Origin of the sequence: Bacillus sp. FSL K6-1284 (genome assembly GCF_038002625.1) — a bacterium.
GTDB lineage: Bacteria > Bacillota > Bacilli > Bacillales > Bacillaceae > Bacillus > Bacillus paralicheniformis.
In genome coordinates this window covers 3,270,142-3,290,347 of record NZ_JBBOCW010000001.1, presented here as the reverse complement: position 1 = coordinate 3,290,347, position 20,206 = coordinate 3,270,142, and the positions used below count along the sequence as shown (strand labels likewise).

Annotated in this window: 21 protein-coding genes, 2 riboswitches and 1 other annotated feature (1 of these 24 cut by a window edge); of the genes, 14 read left to right on the top strand and 7 right to left on the bottom strand. The window is 45.3% G+C overall.

Annotation, left to right across the window (positions count from 1 at the left end; genetic code table 11):
• Nucleotides 1-72: 72 nt before the first annotated feature.
• A riboswitch (SAM riboswitch) is annotated at nt 73-210 on the top strand.
• A 390-nt stretch (nt 211-600) separates the two neighbouring features.
• Together metK and asnB are read left to right on the top strand one after the other, a co-directional pair.
• Complete coding sequence (gene metK / locus MHB72_RS16790; RefSeq protein WP_003184586.1) at nt 601-1,803, top strand: methionine adenosyltransferase; 1,203 nt, start codon at nt 601-603, stop codon at nt 1,801-1,803.
• Between the two features lie 144 nt (nt 1,804-1,947).
• The gene (gene asnB, locus MHB72_RS16785; RefSeq protein WP_023855828.1) at nt 1,948-3,846 is read left to right on the top strand and encodes an asparagine synthase (glutamine-hydrolyzing); all 1,899 of its coding nucleotides are present in this window, start codon (nt 1,948-1,950) and stop codon (nt 3,844-3,846) included.
• A gap of 41 nt (nt 3,847-3,887) precedes the next feature.
• Here the strand turns inward: asnB and MHB72_RS16780 are convergent, their stop codons facing one another.
• From MHB72_RS16780 to MHB72_RS16770, 3 genes are all read right to left on the bottom strand, one after another.
• Nucleotides 3,888-5,024, bottom strand: a complete 1,137-nt coding sequence (locus MHB72_RS16780; protein WP_023855829.1) for a glycosyltransferase family 4 protein — start codon at nt 5,022-5,024, stop codon at nt 3,888-3,890.
• 59 nt (nt 5,025-5,083) lie between these two features.
• Nucleotides 5,084-5,608, bottom strand: a complete 525-nt coding sequence (locus MHB72_RS16775) for a phosphatase PAP2 family protein (RefSeq protein ID WP_023855830.1) — start codon at nt 5,606-5,608, stop codon at nt 5,084-5,086.
• A 174-nt stretch (nt 5,609-5,782) separates the two neighbouring features.
• Complete coding sequence (locus MHB72_RS16770) at nt 5,783-6,301, bottom strand: gamma carbonic anhydrase (protein ID WP_020452666.1); 519 nt, start codon at nt 6,299-6,301, stop codon at nt 5,783-5,785.
• 43 nt (nt 6,302-6,344) lie between these two features.
• Between MHB72_RS16770 and MHB72_RS16765 the strand changes: the two genes are divergently transcribed.
• A complete protein-coding gene (locus tag MHB72_RS16765; RefSeq protein ID WP_023855831.1) occupies nt 6,345-7,124 on the top strand; it encodes an alpha/beta hydrolase in 780 nt (259 codons plus the stop codon).
• 14 nt (nt 7,125-7,138) lie between these two features.
• The gene (locus MHB72_RS16760) at nt 7,139-8,218 is read left to right on the top strand and encodes a tetraprenyl-beta-curcumene synthase family protein (RefSeq protein WP_020452664.1); all 1,080 of its coding nucleotides are present in this window, start codon (nt 7,139-7,141) and stop codon (nt 8,216-8,218) included.
• Between the two features lie 40 nt (nt 8,219-8,258).
• Here the strand turns inward: MHB72_RS16760 and gltP are convergent, their stop codons facing one another.
• The 3 genes from gltP to MHB72_RS16745 form a co-directional block, all read right to left on the bottom strand.
• On the bottom strand, nt 8,259-9,509 hold the full coding sequence (gene gltP / locus MHB72_RS16755) for a glutamate-aspartate/proton symporter GltP (protein WP_023855832.1): 1,251 nt from the start codon (nt 9,507-9,509) through the stop codon (nt 8,259-8,261).
• A gap of 166 nt (nt 9,510-9,675) precedes the next feature.
• Entirely contained in the window at nt 9,676-10,260 is a 585-nt protein-coding gene (locus MHB72_RS16750) for a class I SAM-dependent methyltransferase (RefSeq protein WP_043054441.1), read from the bottom strand.
• Nucleotides 10,257-11,225 (bottom strand): TIGR01212 family radical SAM protein, encoded by a 969-nt coding sequence (locus tag MHB72_RS16745; RefSeq protein ID WP_216919729.1) that lies wholly within the window; start codon nt 11,223-11,225, stop codon nt 10,257-10,259. The genes MHB72_RS16750 and MHB72_RS16745 overlap by 4 nt, the downstream gene beginning before the upstream one ends.
• Nucleotides 11,226-11,377: 152 nt before the next feature.
• On the opposite strand from MHB72_RS16745, the gene MHB72_RS16740 reads away from it, so the two are divergent.
• From MHB72_RS16740 to MHB72_RS16710, 7 genes are all read left to right on the top strand, one after another.
• A complete protein-coding gene (locus tag MHB72_RS16740; RefSeq protein WP_003184568.1) occupies nt 11,378-11,650 on the top strand; it encodes a YtzC family protein in 273 nt (90 codons plus the stop codon).
• 125 nt (nt 11,651-11,775) lie between these two features.
• A complete protein-coding gene (locus MHB72_RS16735; protein WP_020452661.1) occupies nt 11,776-11,904 on the top strand; it encodes a hypothetical protein in 129 nt (42 codons plus the stop codon).
• 41 nt (nt 11,905-11,945) lie between these two features.
• Complete coding sequence (locus MHB72_RS16730; RefSeq protein WP_079289567.1) at nt 11,946-12,338, top strand: GntR family transcriptional regulator; 393 nt, start codon at nt 11,946-11,948, stop codon at nt 12,336-12,338.
• Nucleotides 12,331-13,209 carry an ATP-binding cassette domain-containing protein gene (locus tag MHB72_RS16725; RefSeq protein ID WP_023855837.1) on the top strand — a complete coding sequence of 293 codons (879 nt, stop codon included), beginning with the start codon at nt 12,331-12,333 and terminating at the stop codon, nt 13,207-13,209. The genes MHB72_RS16730 and MHB72_RS16725 overlap by 8 nt, the downstream gene beginning before the upstream one ends.
• Nucleotides 13,203-14,183, top strand: coding sequence for an ABC transporter permease subunit (locus MHB72_RS16720; protein ID WP_216919731.1), 981 nt, complete (start codon nt 13,203-13,205; stop codon nt 14,181-14,183). The genes MHB72_RS16725 and MHB72_RS16720 overlap by 7 nt, the downstream gene beginning before the upstream one ends.
• Nucleotides 14,184-14,208: 25 nt before the next feature.
• On the top strand, nt 14,209-14,907 hold the full coding sequence (locus MHB72_RS16715; protein ID WP_026579036.1) for an ABC transporter ATP-binding protein: 699 nt from the start codon (nt 14,209-14,211) through the stop codon (nt 14,905-14,907).
• A complete protein-coding gene (locus MHB72_RS16710; protein WP_216919733.1) occupies nt 14,897-16,228 on the top strand; it encodes an ABC transporter permease in 1,332 nt (443 codons plus the stop codon). The genes MHB72_RS16715 and MHB72_RS16710 overlap by 11 nt, the downstream gene beginning before the upstream one ends.
• 28 nt (nt 16,229-16,256) lie before the next feature.
• Here MHB72_RS16710 and MHB72_RS16705 read toward each other — a convergent pair whose 3' ends face one another.
• Nucleotides 16,257-16,937: a sunset domain-containing protein gene (locus MHB72_RS16705; RefSeq protein ID WP_216919734.1), complete on the bottom strand. Its 681-nt coding sequence runs from the start codon at nt 16,935-16,937 to the stop codon at nt 16,257-16,259.
• A 131-nt stretch (nt 16,938-17,068) separates the two neighbouring features.
• Nucleotides 17,069-17,176, top strand: a riboswitch (SAM riboswitch).
• Between the two features lie 57 nt (nt 17,177-17,233).
• Here MHB72_RS16705 and MHB72_RS16700 point away from each other — a divergent pair.
• From MHB72_RS16700 to MHB72_RS16690, 3 genes are all read left to right on the top strand, one after another.
• Nucleotides 17,234-18,058 carry a MetQ/NlpA family ABC transporter substrate-binding protein gene (locus tag MHB72_RS16700; RefSeq protein ID WP_216919736.1) on the top strand — a complete coding sequence of 275 codons (825 nt, stop codon included), beginning with the start codon at nt 17,234-17,236 and terminating at the stop codon, nt 18,056-18,058.
• Between the two features lie 120 nt (nt 18,059-18,178).
• Nucleotides 18,179-19,360, top strand: coding sequence for an MDR family MFS transporter (locus tag MHB72_RS16695; RefSeq protein WP_020452654.1), 1,182 nt, complete (start codon nt 18,179-18,181; stop codon nt 19,358-19,360).
• 220 nt (nt 19,361-19,580) lie between these two features.
• The gene (locus MHB72_RS16690) at nt 19,581-19,910 is read left to right on the top strand and encodes a DUF4257 domain-containing protein (protein WP_016885609.1); all 330 of its coding nucleotides are present in this window, start codon (nt 19,581-19,583) and stop codon (nt 19,908-19,910) included.
• 102 nt (nt 19,911-20,012) lie between these two features.
• Nucleotides 20,013-20,206 (top strand) — a binding site (T-box leader); it runs 13 nt beyond the window's last position.

Below are 20,206 nucleotides of genomic sequence, written 5' to 3'. Positions count from 1 at the left end.
AAGTTTAAATTTATTGCGGCCGATATTGACATAACAAGCCATTTTAAGATAAGATATTTCATTGAGCGGATACTCTTATCCCGAGCTGGTGGAGGGACAGGCCCAATGAAACCCAGCAACCGGTTTCTCTTATTAATGGAAAAAAACAGTTTCTGAGACAACTACGGTGCTAACCTGATGCAAGGTGTTCAATACCTTGAGCGATAAGAGTGAAAGGCACGCAATACCAGACCCTTTCCTCAGCGAATAGGAAAAGGTTTTTTTATTGCATAAATCGAGATCCAAAAATTGCTAAAAAAACTGCCTTCAGGAGGAAGGTACTGGGCGTTTTTCACAGGACGTGAAAGGTTTTAGCCGAGTATCAAGCAGGAGGAAGGTACTGGGCGTTTTTCACAGGACGTGAAAGGTCTAGCCGGGCAGCCAGTCAGGAAAAATTCTATTAAGAGGAATTTTGACTTAGAATCTCGTCAAGAATAGCATATGGAAATTGTTTCAAAACGAGAGCGTATGAAGCCCGAGTATCGTCATATAATCAAGAGGGACGAGATCCGTATCATACTTAAGATCACGGCTGATCTTCATATACAGGAGGAAACATAAATGAGCAAAAACCGTCGGTTATTTACATCAGAGTCAGTTACGGAGGGACATCCGGACAAAATTTGCGACCAGATTTCGGATAGTATATTAGACGAAATTTTAAAGAAAGATCCGAATGCCCGCGTTGCCTGTGAAACATCTGTGACAACCGGATTGGTGCTGGTAAGCGGTGAAATCACGACGTCCACTTACGTCGATATTCCGAAAACAGTCCGCGAAACGATTAAAGAAATTGGCTACACACGTGCAAAATACGGTTTTGATGCCGAAACTTGCGCGGTCTTAACGTCTATAGATGAACAGTCGCCAGATATTGCAATGGGAGTCGACCAGGCGCTTGAAGCGCGTGAAGGAGCAATGAGCGACGCTGAAATTGAAGCGATCGGAGCCGGAGACCAAGGTTTAATGTTCGGTTTTGCCTGCAACGAAACAAAGGAACTTATGCCTCTGCCGATTTCGCTTGCTCATAAATTGTCTCGCCGTTTGACAGAAGTCCGCAAAGAGGAAATTCTGCCGTATCTTCGTCCGGACGGAAAGACACAGGTAACTGTTGAGTATGATGAGAACAACAAGCCGATTCGCATCGATACAATTGTCATTTCGACTCAGCATCACCCTGAGATTTCGCTTGAACAAATTCAGCGCAATCTGAAAGAGCACGTCATCAACCCGGTAGTGCCAAAAGAGCTGATCGATGAAAACACGAAGTACTTCATTAATCCTACGGGCCGTTTTGTTATCGGAGGACCGCAGGGGGATGCCGGTTTAACAGGACGCAAAATCATCGTTGACACCTATGGCGGATATGCCCGTCACGGCGGCGGAGCGTTTTCCGGTAAGGATGCGACAAAGGTTGATAGATCTGCAGCTTATGCTGCGAGATATGTAGCGAAAAATATCGTCGCCGCAGGCCTTGCTGATTCCTGTGAAGTGCAGCTTGCCTACGCGATCGGTGTCGCACAGCCGGTATCCATTTCAATCGATACATTCGGTACAGGCAAAGCCAGTGAAGAAACATTGATCGAAGTGGTTCGCAAAAACTTTGATCTAAGACCTGCCGGCATTATTAAAATGCTCGATCTTCGCCGTCCGATTTACAAACAAACGGCAGCTTACGGACATTTCGGCCGCCTCGACCTCGATCTGCCTTGGGAGCGCACAGACAAAGCAGATCAGCTGAAGAAAGATGCATTAGGAGAATAACAACCGCATAGCCGCTTTCATAAGCGGCTTTGTTTTTCGATGGCAAAAAGCGGGCGGATGTGAAACGTTTTTCTTTAAACACTTGTCTAATCAAGAAGCAGACTTTGATTTCTGCACGAAATTTAAAAAATCGGAGGCAATACTATGTGTGGATTTGTAGGGGTATTCAATCATCGCCCATCATCCGAGACAGCAGCCCAGGAAGAACTGATTAAACAAATGAATGAAATGATTGTACACCGCGGTCCGGACGATGATGGGTACTATCATGATGAGCATGTAGGCTTCGGATTTAGAAGGCTCAGCATCATCGATGTGGAAAACGGAGGACAGCCTCTGTCTTATGAAGATGATTCCTATTGGATTATTTTTAATGGAGAAATCTATAACTATATAGAACTGAAAGACGAACTTATTTCAAAAGGATACGAGTTCAAAACCGATTCAGATACGGAAGTTTTGCTTGCGACTTACCGCCACTACAAACAGGAAGCTGCTTCCAAGCTGCGCGGAATGTTTGCTTTTTTAATCTGGGATAAAAAAGAACAGCTCCTATACGGAGCGCGCGATCCGTTCGGCATTAAGCCGCTCTATTTTACGAAAACGGACGGCCATGTTTATTTTGCGTCAGAAAGAAAGAGCCTGATGGCTGTTGATGCCGATTTGGAATTGAATGAAAAAGCGCTTCAGCAGTATACGTCATTCCAATTTGTACCAGAGCCTGAGACGCTTGACAAAAAGGTGCAAAAAGTAGAACCGGGCCATCAGTTTACTGTCCGCCCGGGCGAGGATATTCAATTTAAAACATACTGGAAAGTTCAATTCAAGCCTGTTCAGACCGAAGAAGACAAGCTTGTTCAGGAAGTAAGAGACGCGATCTTTGATTCCGTAAAAGTCCATATGCGAAGCGATGTACCTGTAGGTTCCTTCCTTTCCGGAGGCATCGACTCTTCTTTTATCGTGTCGGTGGCAAAGCAATTTCATCCCAACTTAAAAACGTTCTCTGTCGGCTTTGAACATGAAGGCTTCAGCGAAGTTGACGTTGCGAAAGAAACCGCTGATAGGGTCGGCGTGGAGAACTTCAGCGCGATCATTTCCCCTGAAGAATATATGAACGAGCTTCCAAAGATCGTCTGGCATCTGGATGATCCGTTGGCAGACCCTGCTGCAATTCCTTTGTATTTTGTCGCGAAGGAAGCGAAGAAGCAAGTTACGGTTGTTTTGTCCGGAGAAGGAGCAGATGAGTTGTTCGGCGGTTACAATATTTACCGGGAGCCGCTTTCATTAAAGCCGTTTGAACGAATTCCGTCCCCGCTGAAAAAGATGCTTCTGCACGTAGCTTCAGCGATGCCGGAAGGAATGAAAGGGAAAAGCTTTTTAATGAGGGGCTGTACACCTCTTGAAGAGAGATATATCGGCAACGCAAAGATTTTTGAAGAAGGCATGAAATCAAAACTTCTTCGCCAGTATGACAGCAACCTCTCTTACTGTGACGTGACAAAGCCATATTTTGAAGAAAGCAAGTCCTACAGCGAAATTAACAAAATGCAGTATGTCGATATCCACACATGGATGCGCGGTGACATTTTGCTGAAAGCCGACAAAATGACGATGGCCAATTCACTGGAACTCCGCGTTCCGTTTTTGGACAAAGTCGTATTTGAAGCGGCTTCCAAAATTCCGGAAGAGCTGAAAACGAAAAACGGCACGACAAAATATCTGCTTAGAAAAGCGGCGGAAGGCATCGTTCCAGATCATGTCTTAAACCGCAAAAAGCTAGGGTTCCCTGTGCCGATCCGCCACTGGCTGAAAAACGAAATGCATGACTGGGCCGTGAACATCATTAAAGAGAGCGAGACAGACGCATATATCCATAAAGATTACGTGCTTCAGCTTCTTGAAGACCACTGCGCCAACAAAGCGGATAACAGCCGCAAAATCTGGACGGTTCTCATCTTTATGATCTGGCACAGCATTTTCGTTGAAAAGCGCTTTGTACCGGAAGAACTGAACCATCAGCCAAAAGAAGTCATTATCGTTTAAGTGAAAAAAGAAGGTTTTCGTTAATCGAAAACCTTCTTTTTTTATGCCGGTTTTTCAGCTGATAAATCTGCTAGCACACGTTCACATTCGGAGAAGAGATTGTCAAAAATCACTTCCCACGACTGGGTAAGGGCATAGCTTCTCGCATCGTATGACATCCGTTTTTTTAACGGCACATTGGAGAGGACGCGCAATATATTTTCGGTGAATGCATCCGGATTTCCAGGTTCGGAAAGAAAACCGTTTCTTCCGTTTTGTATAAAGTCTTTCAGGCCGCCGGAATCTGCCCCGATAACAGGCGTCCCGCAGGCGAGCGCTTCAAGCGCGGAATTTCCGAAGGTTTCCGTCGGAGAAGGAAAGACGAACAAATCTGAGCTTGCATAAATGCTTGCCAGCTCTTCTCCTTTGACATAGCCGGCAAAAGTCATATTGAGGGGAGCCCGCTTCTCAAGCTCTTTTTTTAACGGGCCGTCTCCCGCGATCAGCCAGTGGACGCCATCTTTCAAATTGGGGTGACTTGCGATCTTGAGCAGCGTCTCCAAATCTTTCTCAGGTGCAAGCCTTCCGACATAGCTGAGGATATAGGTTTCCTTTATGCCGTATCGCTTGCGGATGTGTTCGGTTTGATGCGCCGGACTGAACAGCGAGCAGTCCACGCCGCGCTTCCAGATGGAGAGGTTCCTGAATTGTTTGGCTTTGAGCTGCATAAACGTTTCGCGCGAAGGGACAAAAATTTTTCGAAAATCTTTATGAAACCAGTGCATATATTTCCATAATAGTTTGGAAAACATTTGAAGATCATAATATGAAAGGTACTGGTCAAAATCGGTATGGTAAGAGCCTACGACAGGGATGTTCCATTTCTTCGCAAGCTTGAGCCCTGCCAGGCCGATATTAAAAGGAGTCGCGATGTGAATGAGATCGGGATTGAATTCGCGGAGTTCTGATTTCATTTTGATGAGATTAGGAAGAGCGATTCTGCACTCGGGGTATAAGAAGAACGGCATGCTCGTAAAACGGCGGATGCGGCTCGAAAATTGTGTTTCATGCGTGCTTTCCGGCGCAAATACTTTATAGGACATCCCGTTTTTTTCAAGATAATCCGTATACCTTTTCAGCGTTCTGGCGCATCCGTTCACATCCGGTGTAAAAGTGTCCGTAAATATCGCAATTTTCATCGTTTCCCCTCCTGTCTGTGATGTAAAAAATCAGTGACGCTTTGGAAGAAACGGCCGGCTTAGAAGACCAGCGCCGACAAAGTTCCGACTGATACCCCGAGGGCCGTGCCTGCCAGAACGTCCGAAGGATAATGAAGACCGAGATAAATTCTGGAGAGTCCCACACTGATGCCTACCGGAATTAATAAAAGCGCGAGTATCGGAAAGAATATCATTAGCGGTGTAATGACGGAAAATGCCGCGGTCGTATGGCCGGATGGAAAAGAATGATCCTTGAGCGGATTTTGCAAAACCTGTGTTTCCTTTAGCGTTAAATACGGCCGCTTTCTTGGATACAGCTTTTTGATCAGCATGACTTGAAGGTGGCTGACCAAAAGTGCAATGGCGCTGGCGATCCCCGCTGTACGAACACTTCCGGATCCGAACAGCAAGAGAGACAGGCTAGCGGAAATCGTGCAGAATGCCCCTCCCAGATGTGTTGAGGAACGAAAGTAACGGTTTAGTGCTTTTTGGTGAAATAAGCTGTTCATACCGAGGAAGACCCGGCATTCAAAGTTGTAGATGCCGACCATCAGTTTATTCAAATGTCATAACCCCCTTTACATGAATGGCTGCTTCATGTTTATTGTAAAAAATGAATGTTTAGCAAATGATAAGTATTTGTAAAGATTTCGGAAAAGAAAAAAGCCGCAGACGCGTGCGGCCGAAAAGGTTATTGCTTAAATTATCGGTGGAAAAATGGTAAAGTTGTAGCAAAGCTAATCTTTTTTTTGCAAGGATTTGTAGTATTGTCCTTTTTCAATATATTCTTTGCGAATTCTTTCCATTTCCTGTTTATCCTTGTCGGTTAACGGGCGGATGACTTTAGCGGGCCTGCCGAATGCGAGGTGCCCGGCCGGGATCTTTTTGCCAGGCGGGACAAGACTGCCTGCCCCGATAAAAGCGCCTTCCCCGACTTCCGCTTCGTCAAGAATAACCGACCCCATTCCGATAAGGGCATGCTTTCGTATCACGGAGCTGTGCAGTGTAACCTGATGGCCTACCGTCACACCGTCTTCAATCACAAGAGGGCGCTCAGGGCTTTGGTGCAGGCAAGAAAGGTCTTGAATGTTCACGCCTTTTCCGATCCTGACCGGGGCGACATCGCCGCGGATAACCGAAGAGAACCAGATGCTTGATTGCTCTCCGATTGTTACATCTCCGGTGATGACCGCGTTGTCGGCGATAAACGCCGTTTCATGAATAACGGGTTCCGTTTTTTTATAAGGGTAGATCATTGGTTTCATCCTTTCATTTATAAAATTGTGTGAGGTGGTCAGCATGTGGTGCATGGAAGCGGAAAGACCTGTTGCTTCAATCGTCATCATTCACGGTGCATGTGAGCATCACGGGCGGTATAAATGGCTGTCCGAAATGTGGCGTTCATCCGGGTTTAATGTCGTCATGGGGGATTTGCCCGGACAGGGAACTTCGACAAGAGAAAGAGGACATATACGCTCGTTTCAAGAATATATTGATGAAGTGGACAAATGGGTCGCCAGGGCGAAAGCATTTGAACTGCCTGTATTTATGCTCGGGCACAGCATGGGCGGCCTGATCGCGATCGAGTGGTTTAAGCAGCAGCAAAGCGGCATTGCCGGTCTCATTTTATCATCCCCTTGTCTCGGGCTGCAATTAAAGCCGAACAAATTTTTGGACTGGATTTCCAAAGGGCTAAACGTTTTGGCTCCGTCCATGCGGTTTGAATCCGGGATCACGCCTGATAAAGCGACGAGAAACAAAGAAGTCATCGAAATGGACATCAACGATTCATTATATATCACAAAAGTTTCTGTCAGATGGTATCAAGAAATGTTAAAAGCGTTGAAAAGCGCGATGGAGCCGACGGACGCCTTTCTCAACATCCCGCTCTTTGTCATGCAGGCGGGCACAGACTGGCTTGTCGACAAAAAAATGGTCGTCAAGTGGTTTAACGAGCTTGCTTCTCACAATAAGACGTACAGGGAATGGGAGGGCTTATACCACGAAATTTTTAATGAGCCTGAGCGGGAAGACGTTTTTAAAGCGGCCAGAGCGTTTGTGGAACAGTATATGACATAATGGAGGTGCATTCTTTGGCAGTACCGGAGCATCCTTTTGGATTAATGGCTAAAGTATACAGAGAAGTTTTTCCCCTTGTTCATCAGGAGTTGGACAAGTGGAAACGAAAAGCTGAAACGATTCAAAATCCCGAGCTGAAAACGCAGGCGAAAGCCAGCATCAGGGATAAAACCTTTCACTGTGAAGGCGGCGGCATTATGGCCCTCCTTTCAGGCGACAAAATCGAGCAGTCGATCCGGTTTATTACGGCGTATCAGACGATAAGCGACTATCTCGACAATCTATGCGACCGGAGCACCTCGCTTGACCCGGATGATTTTTCCATGCTTCATCAGTCAATGAAAGACGCGCTGACCGTCGGGGCTGAATTGAAGAACTATTACCGGTTCAGGGAAGACCAGGATGATCAAGGCTATTTGCACGACTTAGTGAAAACGTGCCAAGACGTGCTTGCGGAAATTGAGAACTATGATCTGATCAAGCAGCACCTGCTTGAGCTTTGCAGCTATTACTGCGATCTGCAAGTTCATAAACACGTTGTGGAGCATGAGCGTGTCCCCCGGCTCGAAGCGTGGTTTGAGAATTATAGATCGGCCTTGCCGAAAATGGAATGGTACGAGTTCTCAGCCTGTGCGGGTTCAACGCTCGGCATCTTCTGCCTCGTATCGTATTCCGTCCGTTCCGATTTTACTGAATCGATGGCCGGAAAGATCCGCGACAGCTATTTTCCGTACATACAGGGACTGCACATCCTGCTCGATTATTTAATTGACCAGGAGGAAGACTTAATCGGCGGAGATTTGAATTTCTGCACGTATTACCCATCACATTCAGATATGATGGAAAGGCTCGAATATTTCATCGAAATGGCGGATGAACATTTGCGCGGGATTCCGCACGAAAACTTTCACCGTTTGATCAACAGAGGTCTTCTGGGTGTTTATTTATCAGACGATAAGGTCGCGGGTCAAAAGGAAATCGGCCGGCTGGCGAAGCGCCTTATTAAAGCGAGCGGAAAAACTTCCTACTTCTTCTATATCAACGGAAGGGCCTACCGCAAAATTCAAAAAATGCCGTGGATGAAAAGTTCATAAAGGAAAGCTCAAACCGTTCATCGGCTTGAGCTTTTGCCGTTTACAAGCTTTCCATCCGGTATTGTTTTTCAAGTACAAAACGCTTATTATACCGGAAGCTTTTTTCCCATTTTGAAACAACGATGCAGGCGACAGCATGACCCGGCACGTTCACGCCTGTTCGCGCCATGTCCATCACGCGGTCCACTCCCGCGATAATCGCGACTCCTTCAGCGGGAAGGCCGACTGCGTTGGCGGTAGCCAGAAGGACGACGAGCGAGCCAGATGGAACGGCGGCGATCCCTTTGCTTGTCATCACTAGCACGAGCATCATGAGCAATTGCTGTGAAATGCTCATGTCTATATTGAAAGCCTGCGCCAAAAAGATACAAGCGACAGATAAATATAGGCTGGAGCCGTCACAATTCAGCGATAAGCCTGAAGGAACCACAAAGGAAACGACCCGTTTTGGGCAGCCGTATTTCTCCATGCGGTCCATCAGCTGCGGCAAGACTGTTTCTGTGCTCGTAGTGGAGAACGCGATCAGAAACAAATCCCAAATCATTTTCAGGACTTCGAAGTATTTAATTTTAAAAATAAGACCGACAATCGGAAATAAAACAAAAAGAACGAGAAACAGTCCGAGAAAAACAGTGCCGACTAATTTTAACATAGGAAGCAGGAGTTCGATGCCGTATTGCCCGACGGATGCGGCCATAAGAGCAAGCACGCCGATAGGGGCTGTAACCATAACCATCTGCGTCAGTTTGAACATGATATTGGCAACAGACTCAAAAAATTTCATGACAGGCTCTGAGGCTTTGCCGATCCCGGCAGCTGCGACGCCGAACAATATCGCAAAGAAGATCACGGCAAGCAAATCATTTCTGGCCATGACGTCAACGATGTTGGTAGGAATAATATCGAGGATCATTTGTTTAAGATCGACCACTTTTTCCGTGTAGCCTGAGAGCTCGCCGATATCTTTTTTGGCCAAATGGGAGAGGTCAAGGCCGACGCCGGGCTTTAGCACATTAGCCAAAAGCAGCCCGAGTCCGAGCACGAACGTCGTAATCACTTCAAACCAAATAATCGTCTTGATGCCGAGACTGCCCATTTTTTTCATGCTTCCGCTTCCGGCCGCTCCGATGACGATTGTAGAAAAAACGATCGGAACGACGATCATTTTAATCAAGCGGATAAATCCGTCTCCGACGGGGCGCAGCGCCATTCCGAAATCAGGGAAAAAGTGTCCGATCACTGCTCCAATGGCGAGTGCGATCAAAATTTGATAAGCGATAAATTTTTTCAAAGCGAAATCCCTCCGTATTTTACATGAGTTTTCAATAATTTCGTGACAAAGAGTGAAACACCTTTTCTTTTTAGAAAATTGCGAAAAATTTCTTATATTTTATTTTGATATCGCTTACATTATGTTTGGATGAAAAAAATCCTCCTAATGGAGGATTTTCAAGATATCATTTTTGAGCCGCTATTTTCTTTTCAATCGCAATGATAAAAGGCGGATCGTTTCGCTGGTTTAAATATTGGTAACAGAGGGCGCGGGCAGTATCTTGGTCGAGTGATGTGCAAAATTCGAGCAGGGCGTCCTTTTCCCGCTTTCCTTCGGGATGGCCATGGTAGACGACCAGAACGATCAGCCCCTCATTTTTCAGGATTTTGAGAAGCTGCTTGATGCTGGCGATGGTTGAATCGCTTTTTGTCGTCACCGATTTGTCGCTTCCCGGAAGATACCCGAGGTTAAACACAGCTGCTGCCACCTTGCCTGAGATGTCGTCAGGAAGCGAAGTGATGAGCTCATCATGGCTTTTTTGAATCAATGTCACCCGGTCTTTGTACTCGTTTCCAAGTCTTTCGGCAGTATTCATAAGAGCTGTTTCTTGAATATCAAAGGCATAGACATGTCCGTTTTCACCGACAAGTTCTGCTAAAAAATACGTATCATGTCCGTTTCCCATTGTCGCATCAATGACGATGTCTCCTTCGCCTGCGGCTGTTTTCAGCAGTTCTTTCGCATACGGGAGGATCTTTTTGAGCTTCATGTGGCGATGCCTTCTTTCTCTTTGTTGAACCATTTCCCCTGATAGCTGCCGCGCCTTTCCAGTTCTCCATTGATGGCATTTAAGACTTCCCATTTATTGACGCTCCACATCGGTCCGACCATCAATTCGATCGGTCCGTCACCCGTAATCCGGTGAATGATCATTTCCGGCGGAAGAATTTCAAGCTGATCGCAAACAAGCTGGACATAATCATCTTGCGAAAGGAACGTTAATTTTCCTTTTTCATACTGCTTCACCATTGGCGTTCCCTTTAACAGGTGAAGCAGATGGATTTTAATCCCCTGCACATCCAAATCGGCGACCGCTTTTGCGGTTTTCATCATCATGCCGCGGTCTTCGAGAGGCAGCCCGTTAATGATGTGAGAGCAGACGCGGATACCGTGTTTCCTCAGCTTGTTCACGCCTTCTACATAGCAGTCGAAATCATGGGCACGGTTGATCAAATCAGCCGTCCGTTCATGAACGGTTTGAAGGCCGAGTTCCACCCAGAGGTATGTTCGTTCATGAAGCTCGGCAAGATATTCGACAACATCGTCAGGAAGACAGTCCGGCCGGGTTGCGATTGAAAGGCCGACTACGCCGTCGAGGCCGAGGACCGTTTCGTATTTTTCGCGAAGAACGCTGACAGGAGCGTGCGTATTCGTAAATGCTTGAAAGTACGCCATGTATTTGCCGTCTTTCCATTTTTCATGCATTCTGTCGCGGACTTCATTAAATTGGGTCAGCAGATCGTCGGCTCGGTTTCCCGCAAAGTCTCCGCTCCCTGCGGCGCTGCAAAATGTGCATCCGCCGTGTGCGACCGTGCCGTCGCGATTCGGGCAGTCAAAGCCTCCGTCAAGGGCGACTTTAAACACTTTATGACCGAAATGATTTCGTAAATGATAATTCCATGTATGATATCGTTTTTCACTGTTCGTATATGGAAAAGGGTTGTTCTGATGCAAACAAAAGGACCTCCTTTTAGTATTACGCATCCTAAAATTGTAGCAAATAAACACGATAAGAACAAACCGATTCCCAATTATTTTCTTCAATGATCACGGCTGTGATGGCCAAACTAATCACGATGGATTTTTCCATTAAGGAGGGGTTTTCTTTGGCTACAAGACAATCCGTCGGAGAGCACATCCAAAGAAGCGAAGATGCTTATGATTATGCTTTATCTCAATTTGAAACTGCAAGCAGGCAGGAACATTACAATGAGACAGAGTACAGCGATGCGCAGCTGATGCTTGAAAACGCGGTCAATGAATTAAACAAGCTTTCGCTGTTTGCCAATGAGCAACAAAGGGAGGAAATTCACCGCAAAAGGCTTCAGCTGCAAACCCTTCAAAACAATATGATTCTGCAGAGATCGTATGAAAGATGAACCCTTTTTGAAAGGGTTCATTTTTTTGAAAAAAGTGATTGACAAAAAAGGACGATGTATTTAATGTATTAGGTGTACTATATCGAGTAATACAATTAACACACACATGTAAAGGAGTAATACTCATGAGTGATAAACATAAAAAAATAACGCCGATGGTGGTCGTGGCGTTTATCATTGCCTGTTCGTTCTTGTTTGTTCTTGCGAAGCTGGGCTTTATAATTCAAGAAAATTTGGGATACGTGTTTTTTTAAAAGTGAATGACCTGAGATTGAACGAGAAAGAAGGGAGATAGATGATTCAAATCGATCCGAGAAGCTCTACCCCGATCTATGAGCAGATTATCCAGCAGATGAAAGAGCTTTGCTTAAAAGGGATAATCAAGCCTGGAGATAAACTTCCTTCTGTCAGAGAGCTTGCAACCATTATCATTGCAAACCCGAATACTGTCAGCAAAGCCTATAAAGAACTTGAACGGGAAGGAATAATTGAAACGTTGAGGGGAAGAGGAACGTATATTTCAGAAAACGCGAAAGTTACGCTTGATGAAGGGAAGATTGCGATGATTAAAGAGCAGTTAAAGCAGCTGATCATCGATGCGCATTACGCTGGGATCGACACTAAAAAGCTGCAGGAGTGGATGGCGGAAATCGACAAAGAAGTGAGAGGAGGGGAAGTGAATGATTGAGCTCAAATCTGTATCAAAAACCATTGACGGAAAACAAATACTCAAAAACATCTCCTTTAAGCTTGAGGAAGGAGAGATTTTCGGACTGCTCGGCAGAAACGGCTCAGGGAAAACGACGCTTCTCCGCCTGATTCAGCAAATCCTGCTGCCTGATGAGGGAGATATCTACTTCGGCAGCGTCAAGGTGAAGGACCATCCGCTCGTCAAGCGCAATATCGTCTATATGCCCGTTCAAAACACCTATTTCGAAAAATACAATTACAAACAGCTCGTCAATATTTTGCGAAACATTTATCCTGACTTTGATGTTACATACGCTAATGAATTAATGAACCGCTACGATATTCCCGAAACAAAAAAGTACAGGGAATTGTCTACAGGATTGAAAAAGCAAATGTCGCTGATCTTGTCATTTGCGATCCGGCCGGCGGTCATCCTGCTCGATGAACCGACAGACGGCATTGATGCCGTCACAAGACAAGATGTTCTCCAGCTGATGGTCGATGAAGTGGCTGAAAACAACACGACGATTCTCATCACATCCCACCGGCTTGAGGATATTGAAAGAATGTGCAACCGAATCGGTTTTCTCGAAGACAATACATTGTCGAACATCATGGATCTTGATGAACTGAAAGGCGATTTTATTAAAATCCAAATGGCATTTGAAGAAGATGTCAATTTGAAAATCAGGGAAAGGGAAATCCCTGTTTTGGATCACACCGGCGTGTTTTATACGGTGTTGATTCCGAAAGCAGACGATGTGAGCAAACAATTTCTAAAAAGTTTGTCTCCGAAAGTTTGGAACGAGCTTCCGGTCAGTCTTGAGGAAGTATTCATCGCAAAGTATGGAGGTAAGCGAAGATGGTAGACCGCGGACTTTTATATAAAGAGTGGAAACAGCATTTCTGGATTTTTTTAGTTGTGTTTGCAGCGGTGATGCTGAGTGAACCGTTTTCGATTTTAAATGATTATTTTCAGTATCAAGGATGTCTTGCGGAACAGAAAAAATTTCCCGATATAGAGTGCGTTTTATATAAAGATTATGAGATAAGCGGGGTCATGAGAATGTTCTGGATTGGCGGAGTCGCGCTTGCACTCAGCCAGATCGGGTTTGAACGGAGCAGAGGAACGCTTGATTTCACACTCGGGCTCCCTTATAGGCGAGGCATCATTTTCAATACGAAATATTTCTTTGGTATTACAATTCTTTTAACAGCCCAGCTATTATCTTACTTGTTATCTTATGCCTTAGTTGTTTTGTATAAGGTTGACGTCGTCAACTTTCACGAGTATTTTATCGGATCGGTCATATTCTGCTTTATGGTCTACTCGCTTGTCATGGCGGCGGGCGCGATGACCGGCAATCCGCTGGCCCAGATGATTGTTGCTTTTTCAACGTCGATTCTGCCTTATTTGCTGATCGGCCTTCCGGTGGCAAACTTGCAGATTATCATGAGTTTCTTTGGGGTTAATTCTGCTTTATTTTCTCAGGATTCATATTTTTTAAATTATATAACGCCGATTGTGTACCTCGACGGTTTCGGCGTCCATAACGGCGGCTTGGCCTTTACGCTGTTGATTCCGCTGGTCATGGGGATCTTGTTTTATATAATCGGCTATTTTTGCTTTATCAAACAGCAGCTTGAACGGAACGGACATTTTTTTCTCTGGAGAAAAATGGATCGCCCGATTCAGATTCTCGTGATTTTATTTGGCATCTGGGGATTCGGCGCAGCCACTTCTTCTAGCCTGTTCAGCTATATCTTCGGTATGTTGATCGGTTCGGCAGTCGGGTTTTTAATCAGTTACTTCTTGATTTTTAAAAAAATAAAACAGCTGTAATCCATAATGGAGAGGAGATTTACAAATGATCAGTGTAGAGCATATTCACCACTCATTTAAAGTCGGTAAAAAGGGGAGAGAAAATGAAATTAAAGTGTTAAAGGATGTCTCGCTTACCGTCGAAAAAGGCGAAATTGCCTGCATTGTCGGACGGAGCGGTTCCGGAAAATCGACGCTGTTGAACTTGATTTCCGGCTATATCGCCCCGACAAAAGGTAAGATCGTCATTGACGGTACGGATGTCACAAAGTACAGCGAAAAAGAATGGGCGGCATTCAGGCTTGAACATTTCGGCTTCATCTTTCAAAGTTTTCAGCTGATTCCGAGCTTGACGACTTACGAAAACATCGAACTGCCTCTGACTTTAAAAGGTGTTCATCCGTCTGAGCGGAAGCAGCGCGTCAATGAGATGCTTCACCGCGTCGGCCTTGAAAACCACGCTGGACACTATCCGAATGAGCTTTCAGGCGGACAGCAGCAGCGCGTCAGCATCGCCCGCGCTTTGATTTTGAATCCGTCAATCATTTTAGCCGACGAACCGACAGGAAGCCTGGACTCCGAAACAGAACAGGAAATTCTCGAATTCATTCGGCAGCTGAACAGGGAACGCGGGATTACATTTGTCATCATCACGCACGATGACGAAGTGGCATCGATCGCCAATACGAAATTTCAGTTATCTGACGGCGTGTTAGAGAAAGGGGAAGAGACTGTTGAAGTTTAAGGATCAGTTGAAGTTTATTAGAAGAAATATGAAGAAAAACCGCCTGCGTGTATTCATGACCATTCTCGCAACAACGGTGGCCTGCGCATTCTTAATCGTGCTCGCATCGGTCGGGTTCGGCCTGCAAAAATCGCTGACTGAACAGCTGATGAAAGAGCAAATCGTGACTGAGATAAATGTTGTCGGAAAAGAAGGGCAAAGCGATCAGAAAGTTCAAAAGAAAGACTTGAAAGAATTCGAAAATCGCAAAGATGTGTCCGCGATTATCGAGCGCACGCAGGTGTTCGCACCTGCTGAAGCAAAGTTGGGCAACAGGACAAACAATCAAATGTCGAATATCACGATTACTGACATGGCTGCTGAACAAAAAGCCAATATTAAACTCGATCGCGGCCGCGTAGCGAAAACACCGAATGAAATCGTCGTCGGCTACCATTTCGGGAAGAATCTCTGGACGAAAAAAGAAGCCCAAGATTATGAAAAGCAGATGGAAAATAATGCTGAGGAAGTAAAAGAACCAAAAGGATACGCAGAAGATATTCTCGGCAAAACAATTGAATTAAAGATCTCAAAAATGGATGAAAAAACAGGAGAAGAAGGGAAAGCGAAAACATATGATCTGAAAGTTGTCGGAGTGACGAAAAAACCTTCTTATGAATGGGCAAGCGATTCAACAGTCTATGTCAGCAACGACATGCAAAAAGACATCACCGGATTTCTGAAGGCGGACAAAGACAACGGCACGATCGAAAAAAAGCTTTCTGTTTACGCGGATAATTTTGAACATGTCGGACAGCTGACAACAGATTTGGAGGATGAAGGCTACTACGTCGATTCAATAACGAAAAAACTCGAAAGCATCAATCTGTTTTTCATGGCTTTTAAAATCGGTCTGATCTTTGTCGGAGTCATTGCCGTTTTGATTTCAGCGATCGGGATTTTCAACACGATGACAATGGCGGTTACAGAACGGACGCAGGAAATCGGGATTATGAAAGCGATCGGGGCAAGCCCGAATGTGATCCGCCGAATGTTCCTGCTGGAAAGTGCCTATATCGGCATCTTAGGATCTGTTTTAGGTATTATCATTTCATACGGTGTCAGCTTTTTAGTGAACAAGATTATTCCTGTCATTTTATCATCGGTTTCAGAAGGAGAAGCGAGTGCGGCAGAGCTCAGCATCACCTTCTCGCATATTCCGGTCAGCCTTGTACTCATCGCCACCTTGATCAGTGCAGGCGTCGCCATTCTTTCAGGCCTGAATCCGGCCATTAAAGCGACAAGAACGAACGTGCTGACAGCATTAAGAAGAGAGCTGTAAGAAAAAAGCCGGCGGTATGCCGGCTTTTTTAACGTTTCGGAGGTCTGTACCCCGCATCACGCGCCTCCTGTTCTGTGCAGAACCAGCGGGCGACGTTTTTCGTGCGGTCATAATATGTACTTCCCGGTGTATGATAAATATGGTTGACGCTACCTTTGATTTTGCACTCCTGTTTGCTTTCACCGCTGTTTTTCTTAGGGGAGGGCGCGCTGTGTGACGTTCCGGCCTGAGCGGTGGTGTTCTTTTCTTTTACAGTGGCTTCGGTACTGCCGCTTTTTTCTTCAGCCTTAGCCAGTTTTTCTGACAGTGATTTTGTTTTTTTCGTAAGCGAGTCTTTTTCTTTTGTCAGTTTTTCATTTTCTTTTTTTAATGTGTCATTCTCCGTTTTGGCTGCCTTCAGTTTTTCGTTTGCTTGATTGAGCTGCTGCTTTAATGCGGTTTGCTCCTTTTGTACAGCGCTGTGTTCAGTTTTCAGTTCCTGAAGCTCGGTTGTCAGGTCCTCTGTTTTTGTCTCATCGATGGCATATGTTTCCTCACTGTAATAAGGCGCAGAGATGATCAGGAGGAGAAGTCCGCCTGCAAAACAAGGATAAAAGAGTTTTCTGGAAAAACTTTTGCCTGGAGAAAAGATTCTTCTGATCAAATGAAATACAAGATAGCAGATGGAAAAAATAAAGGATAAAAACCCGATCAGCATGATAGATTCCATGATTCGTCTCCTTTCGTGTTTGATAACTATATTTTAGCTTAAAAAGAAAAAAATGTTTATACCAAAAAACTTCTTGCAAATCTAAATATTCAAACGTAAAATAAAGAAATCATTTAAAAAACCGAATATGCAGCTTATAAAGAGAGATGGAGGGACTGGCCCGGCGAAATCTCAGCAACCTGCAGCAGAGCAAGGTGCTAAATCCAGCAGAATGTCAGGCGCATTCTGAAAGATAAGTTGAACAACTCTTTCAGGCGCCGAAAGAGTTTTTTTTTATTTTGGAGGAGGAGATGTACATGAACAAGATATTAAAATGGACTTCCGTGCTGGGACTGGCCTTGAGCATGGCGCTTCTGGCCGCATGCGGAAACAATGCCGAAAGCGATGGTAAAACGATCAAAATAGGCGCTACTGCAGGACCGTATTACGATATGGTCAAAAAAGCGATTCAGCCTGAACTTGAGAAAAAAGGCTACAAAGTTGAAGTGGTCGAATTCACCGACTATGTACAGCCGAACACGGCGTTAAGCGAAGGCGAACTCGACGCCAATTTGTTTCAGCATGAGGTTTTTATGAAATCATACAATCAAGAAAACAATAAACATCTTGCTGCACTCATTTCTGTGCCGACCGCTCCGATGGGTCTCTATTCTGCCAAATATAACGACTTGAACGATGTCAAAAACGGGGCGGAAGTGGCTGTTCCAAACGATCCGGCCAATGCCGCCAGGGCACTTTTAACGCTCCAGGATCAGGGGCTGATTCGGCTGAAAAGCGATGTCGACACATTGAAAGCCTCTGTGCAGGATATTGCGGAAAATCCGAAAAAGCTGACATTTAAACAGCTTGAATCCGCCAATCTTCCAAGAGCGGTCGATGACCTGGATATCGCGGCTGTCCCGGGTAATTTCGCTCTCTCCGCTAATATGAAGTTGCAGGACGCGCTGGCGCTTGAGAACATGCCTGACCGCTACCGCAATCAAGTGGTAGTGGATGAAAAAAACAAAGACAAGCCATTCGCCAAAGATCTCAAAGAAGCGGTAAAATCCAAAGCTTTCGAAGATGCGATCGATCGGGAATTCGCCGGTTTCGGAAAGCCAAAATGGATGACGCAATCATAAAAAAATTCCCCCTTTAAAAAGGGGGTTTTTTATGTTGAAAATCGAAATCGTGTCAATTGAAAAAAATGGGCAAAACGAATAGAATCTAGAGGGAATGCTAAAGAGAAAGAAGGAAACGCTATGCCGCGCACATTATGGCTATTGGTCATCGGAATGTTTATCAATGTCACAGGGGCATCTTTTTTATGGCCGCTGAATACCATCTATATCCATCAGCATTTGGGAAAGTCGCTGACAGCGGCCGGATTTGTGCTGATGCTGAACTCAGGGGCAAATGTGCTGGGCAACCTGTTCGGGGGATATCTATTCGATAAAATCGGCGGATTTAAAACGGTCGTACTTGGAATTGTGATCACGTTTGCGAGCCTTTCAGGCCTCGTCTTTTTTCACGAGTGGTTCCAATACATTCTTTTCTTAACACTGGCCGGTTTCGGATCAGGGATCGTGTTTCCGGCATGCTATGCAATGGCCGGCTCGGTTTGGCCGGAAGGCGGCAGAAAGCCGTTCAATGCTGTATACGTGGCGCAAAATGCAGGGGTGGCAGTTGGTTCAGCGCTCGGCGGAATTGTCGCGTCTTTTTCATTTACGTATGTTTTTCTGGCGAATGCAATGCTGTATGCCGTCTTTTTCATGATTGCAATTTTCGGATTTAGACGCATCCGGTCTGAAAAAGCCATGCAGTCTTCTGTTTTGGATCATGCCGATTCAGTCAGCGGGAAATCTAGATTCTCCGCGCTTTTGGTTATATGTACGGGCTACCTGCTCGGCTGGGTCGCTTATTCGCAATGGTCCTCGACCATCGCTTCACACACCCAGGAGCTGGGGATATCTCTTGGGCAGTACAGCGTACTTTGGACAGTGAACGGGGCGCTCATTGTTTTCGGTCAGCCGCTGATCGGTTTTTTTGTGAAACGGTTTGCCGAATCGCTGAAAAACCAAATCGTGATCGGATTTGTCATTTTTATGATGGCATACGGAATTTTGTTTGGCGCTGAACGGTTTCCGGCGTTTCTTGCCGCGATGGTTGTGCTAACCATTGGCGAAATGCTTGTATGGCCGGCTGTGCCGACAATCGCCAACCGTCTCGCTCCGAGGGGAAAAGAAGGGTTTTATCAAGGGTTTGTCAACAGTATGGCGACCGGCGGAAGAATGATCGGGCCGCTTTTTGGCGGAATGCTGGTTGATTATTTCAATATGCAGCTTTTGCTCGCGGTTCTGCTCGTATTGCTGCTGTTCGCAATAGGAACGGCGTTTTTATACGACAGGAAGGAAAAGCAGCTCTCCGCTCAATCAGATGCATAAGTGATATAGAAAAAATAGGTAATTGTAATTATATGAAAATGAATCGAAGGAATCAAGATTATCAACCAAATCTTCACATATAATGGAAGAAACAAGCTTTTTTTCTTCTCAGACAGAACACATTTTCTGTATGGTAGTATCGAATATCATCGCAAGGGGTCTAGGGGGGCTGCTCGATGGCCTGAAGTCGCTTGACTAAACTAAGGGCTTTAGGAAGGTGATGAAGATGCTGCATCAAGTTTTGGTTGCTTGTTTGATTGGAGGGATTATGGGGGTTCTCGGGCACGTTAAAAAAAGAGGGCGCCTCGAGAAACCGAGAACAACGAAACGATTCATTTACCTTGGATTTTTTGAAGATATTCTTGTCGGAATGGTTGCTTCTATTTTGCTTGTTTTATCTGCGGAACCTGATTCTGGAATTCAGCTTGTCGTGTTATCGATCATTGCCGGCTACGGTGGTGAAGCTGTATTGAGAAGCTTTGACTTTGTCAGAGAACAGCAGGCAAATGTACAGAACTCCGAACGGCAAAACAAATCTCCACACGATTAAGATCCTCACTCTTACCCTTTTTTCAGCACATTCCCATTGTATACAAACCTGCTTGCACTTATGAACAGAATTCTATAAAATACAGATAAGATTACGGTTACGGCAAGAACAGTGAAGAGGAGCAGTAAGAAGCCCATTTTGTTTCAGAGAGTTGACGGCTGGTGAAAGTCAATCAAATGAGCTTCCGAACTCGCCTCAGAGTTGCAGCAGTGATGAGCTGCTGCCGCGTATCTGCGTTACAGATATCAAGTGAGTGTGCCCCATGCACACTAACAAGGGTGGTACCGCGGGAAATC

What these genes read in the sequence shown, in the direction of transcription:
- MHB72_RS16725 (WP_023855837.1), top strand. Translation starts at nt 12,331, where the DNA reads ATGATTGAGCTCAAATCTGTATCAAAAACCATTGACGGAAAACAAATA.
- MHB72_RS16705 (WP_216919734.1), bottom strand. Translation starts at nt 16,937, where the DNA reads ATGGAATCTATCATGCTGATCGGGTTTTTATCCTTTATTTTTTCCATC.
- MHB72_RS16695 (WP_020452654.1), top strand. Translation starts at nt 18,179, where the DNA reads ATGCCGCGCACATTATGGCTATTGGTCATCGGAATGTTTATCAATGTC.
- MHB72_RS16720 (WP_216919731.1), top strand. Translation starts at nt 13,203, where the DNA reads ATGGTAGACCGCGGACTTTTATATAAAGAGTGGAAACAGCATTTCTGG.
- MHB72_RS16765 (WP_023855831.1), top strand. Translation starts at nt 6,345, where the DNA reads ATGTGGTGCATGGAAGCGGAAAGACCTGTTGCTTCAATCGTCATCATT.
- asnB (WP_023855828.1), top strand. Translation starts at nt 1,948, where the DNA reads ATGTGTGGATTTGTAGGGGTATTCAATCATCGCCCATCATCCGAGACA.
- MHB72_RS16715 (WP_026579036.1), top strand. Translation starts at nt 14,209, where the DNA reads ATGATCAGTGTAGAGCATATTCACCACTCATTTAAAGTCGGTAAAAAG.
- MHB72_RS16730 (WP_079289567.1), top strand. Translation starts at nt 11,946, where the DNA reads ATGATTCAAATCGATCCGAGAAGCTCTACCCCGATCTATGAGCAGATT.
- MHB72_RS16700 (WP_216919736.1), top strand. Translation starts at nt 17,234, where the DNA reads ATGAACAAGATATTAAAATGGACTTCCGTGCTGGGACTGGCCTTGAGC.
- metK (WP_003184586.1), top strand. Translation starts at nt 601, where the DNA reads ATGAGCAAAAACCGTCGGTTATTTACATCAGAGTCAGTTACGGAGGGA.
- MHB72_RS16770 (WP_020452666.1), bottom strand. Translation starts at nt 6,301, where the DNA reads ATGATCTACCCTTATAAAAAAACGGAACCCGTTATTCATGAAACGGCG.
- MHB72_RS16735 (WP_020452661.1), top strand. Translation starts at nt 11,776, where the DNA reads ATGAGTGATAAACATAAAAAAATAACGCCGATGGTGGTCGTGGCGTTT.
- MHB72_RS16690 (WP_016885609.1), top strand. Translation starts at nt 19,581, where the DNA reads ATGAAGATGCTGCATCAAGTTTTGGTTGCTTGTTTGATTGGAGGGATT.
- MHB72_RS16780 (WP_023855829.1), bottom strand. Translation starts at nt 5,024, where the DNA reads ATGAAAATTGCGATATTTACGGACACTTTTACACCGGATGTGAACGGA.
- MHB72_RS16750 (WP_043054441.1), bottom strand. Translation starts at nt 10,260, where the DNA reads ATGAAGCTCAAAAAGATCCTCCCGTATGCGAAAGAACTGCTGAAAACA.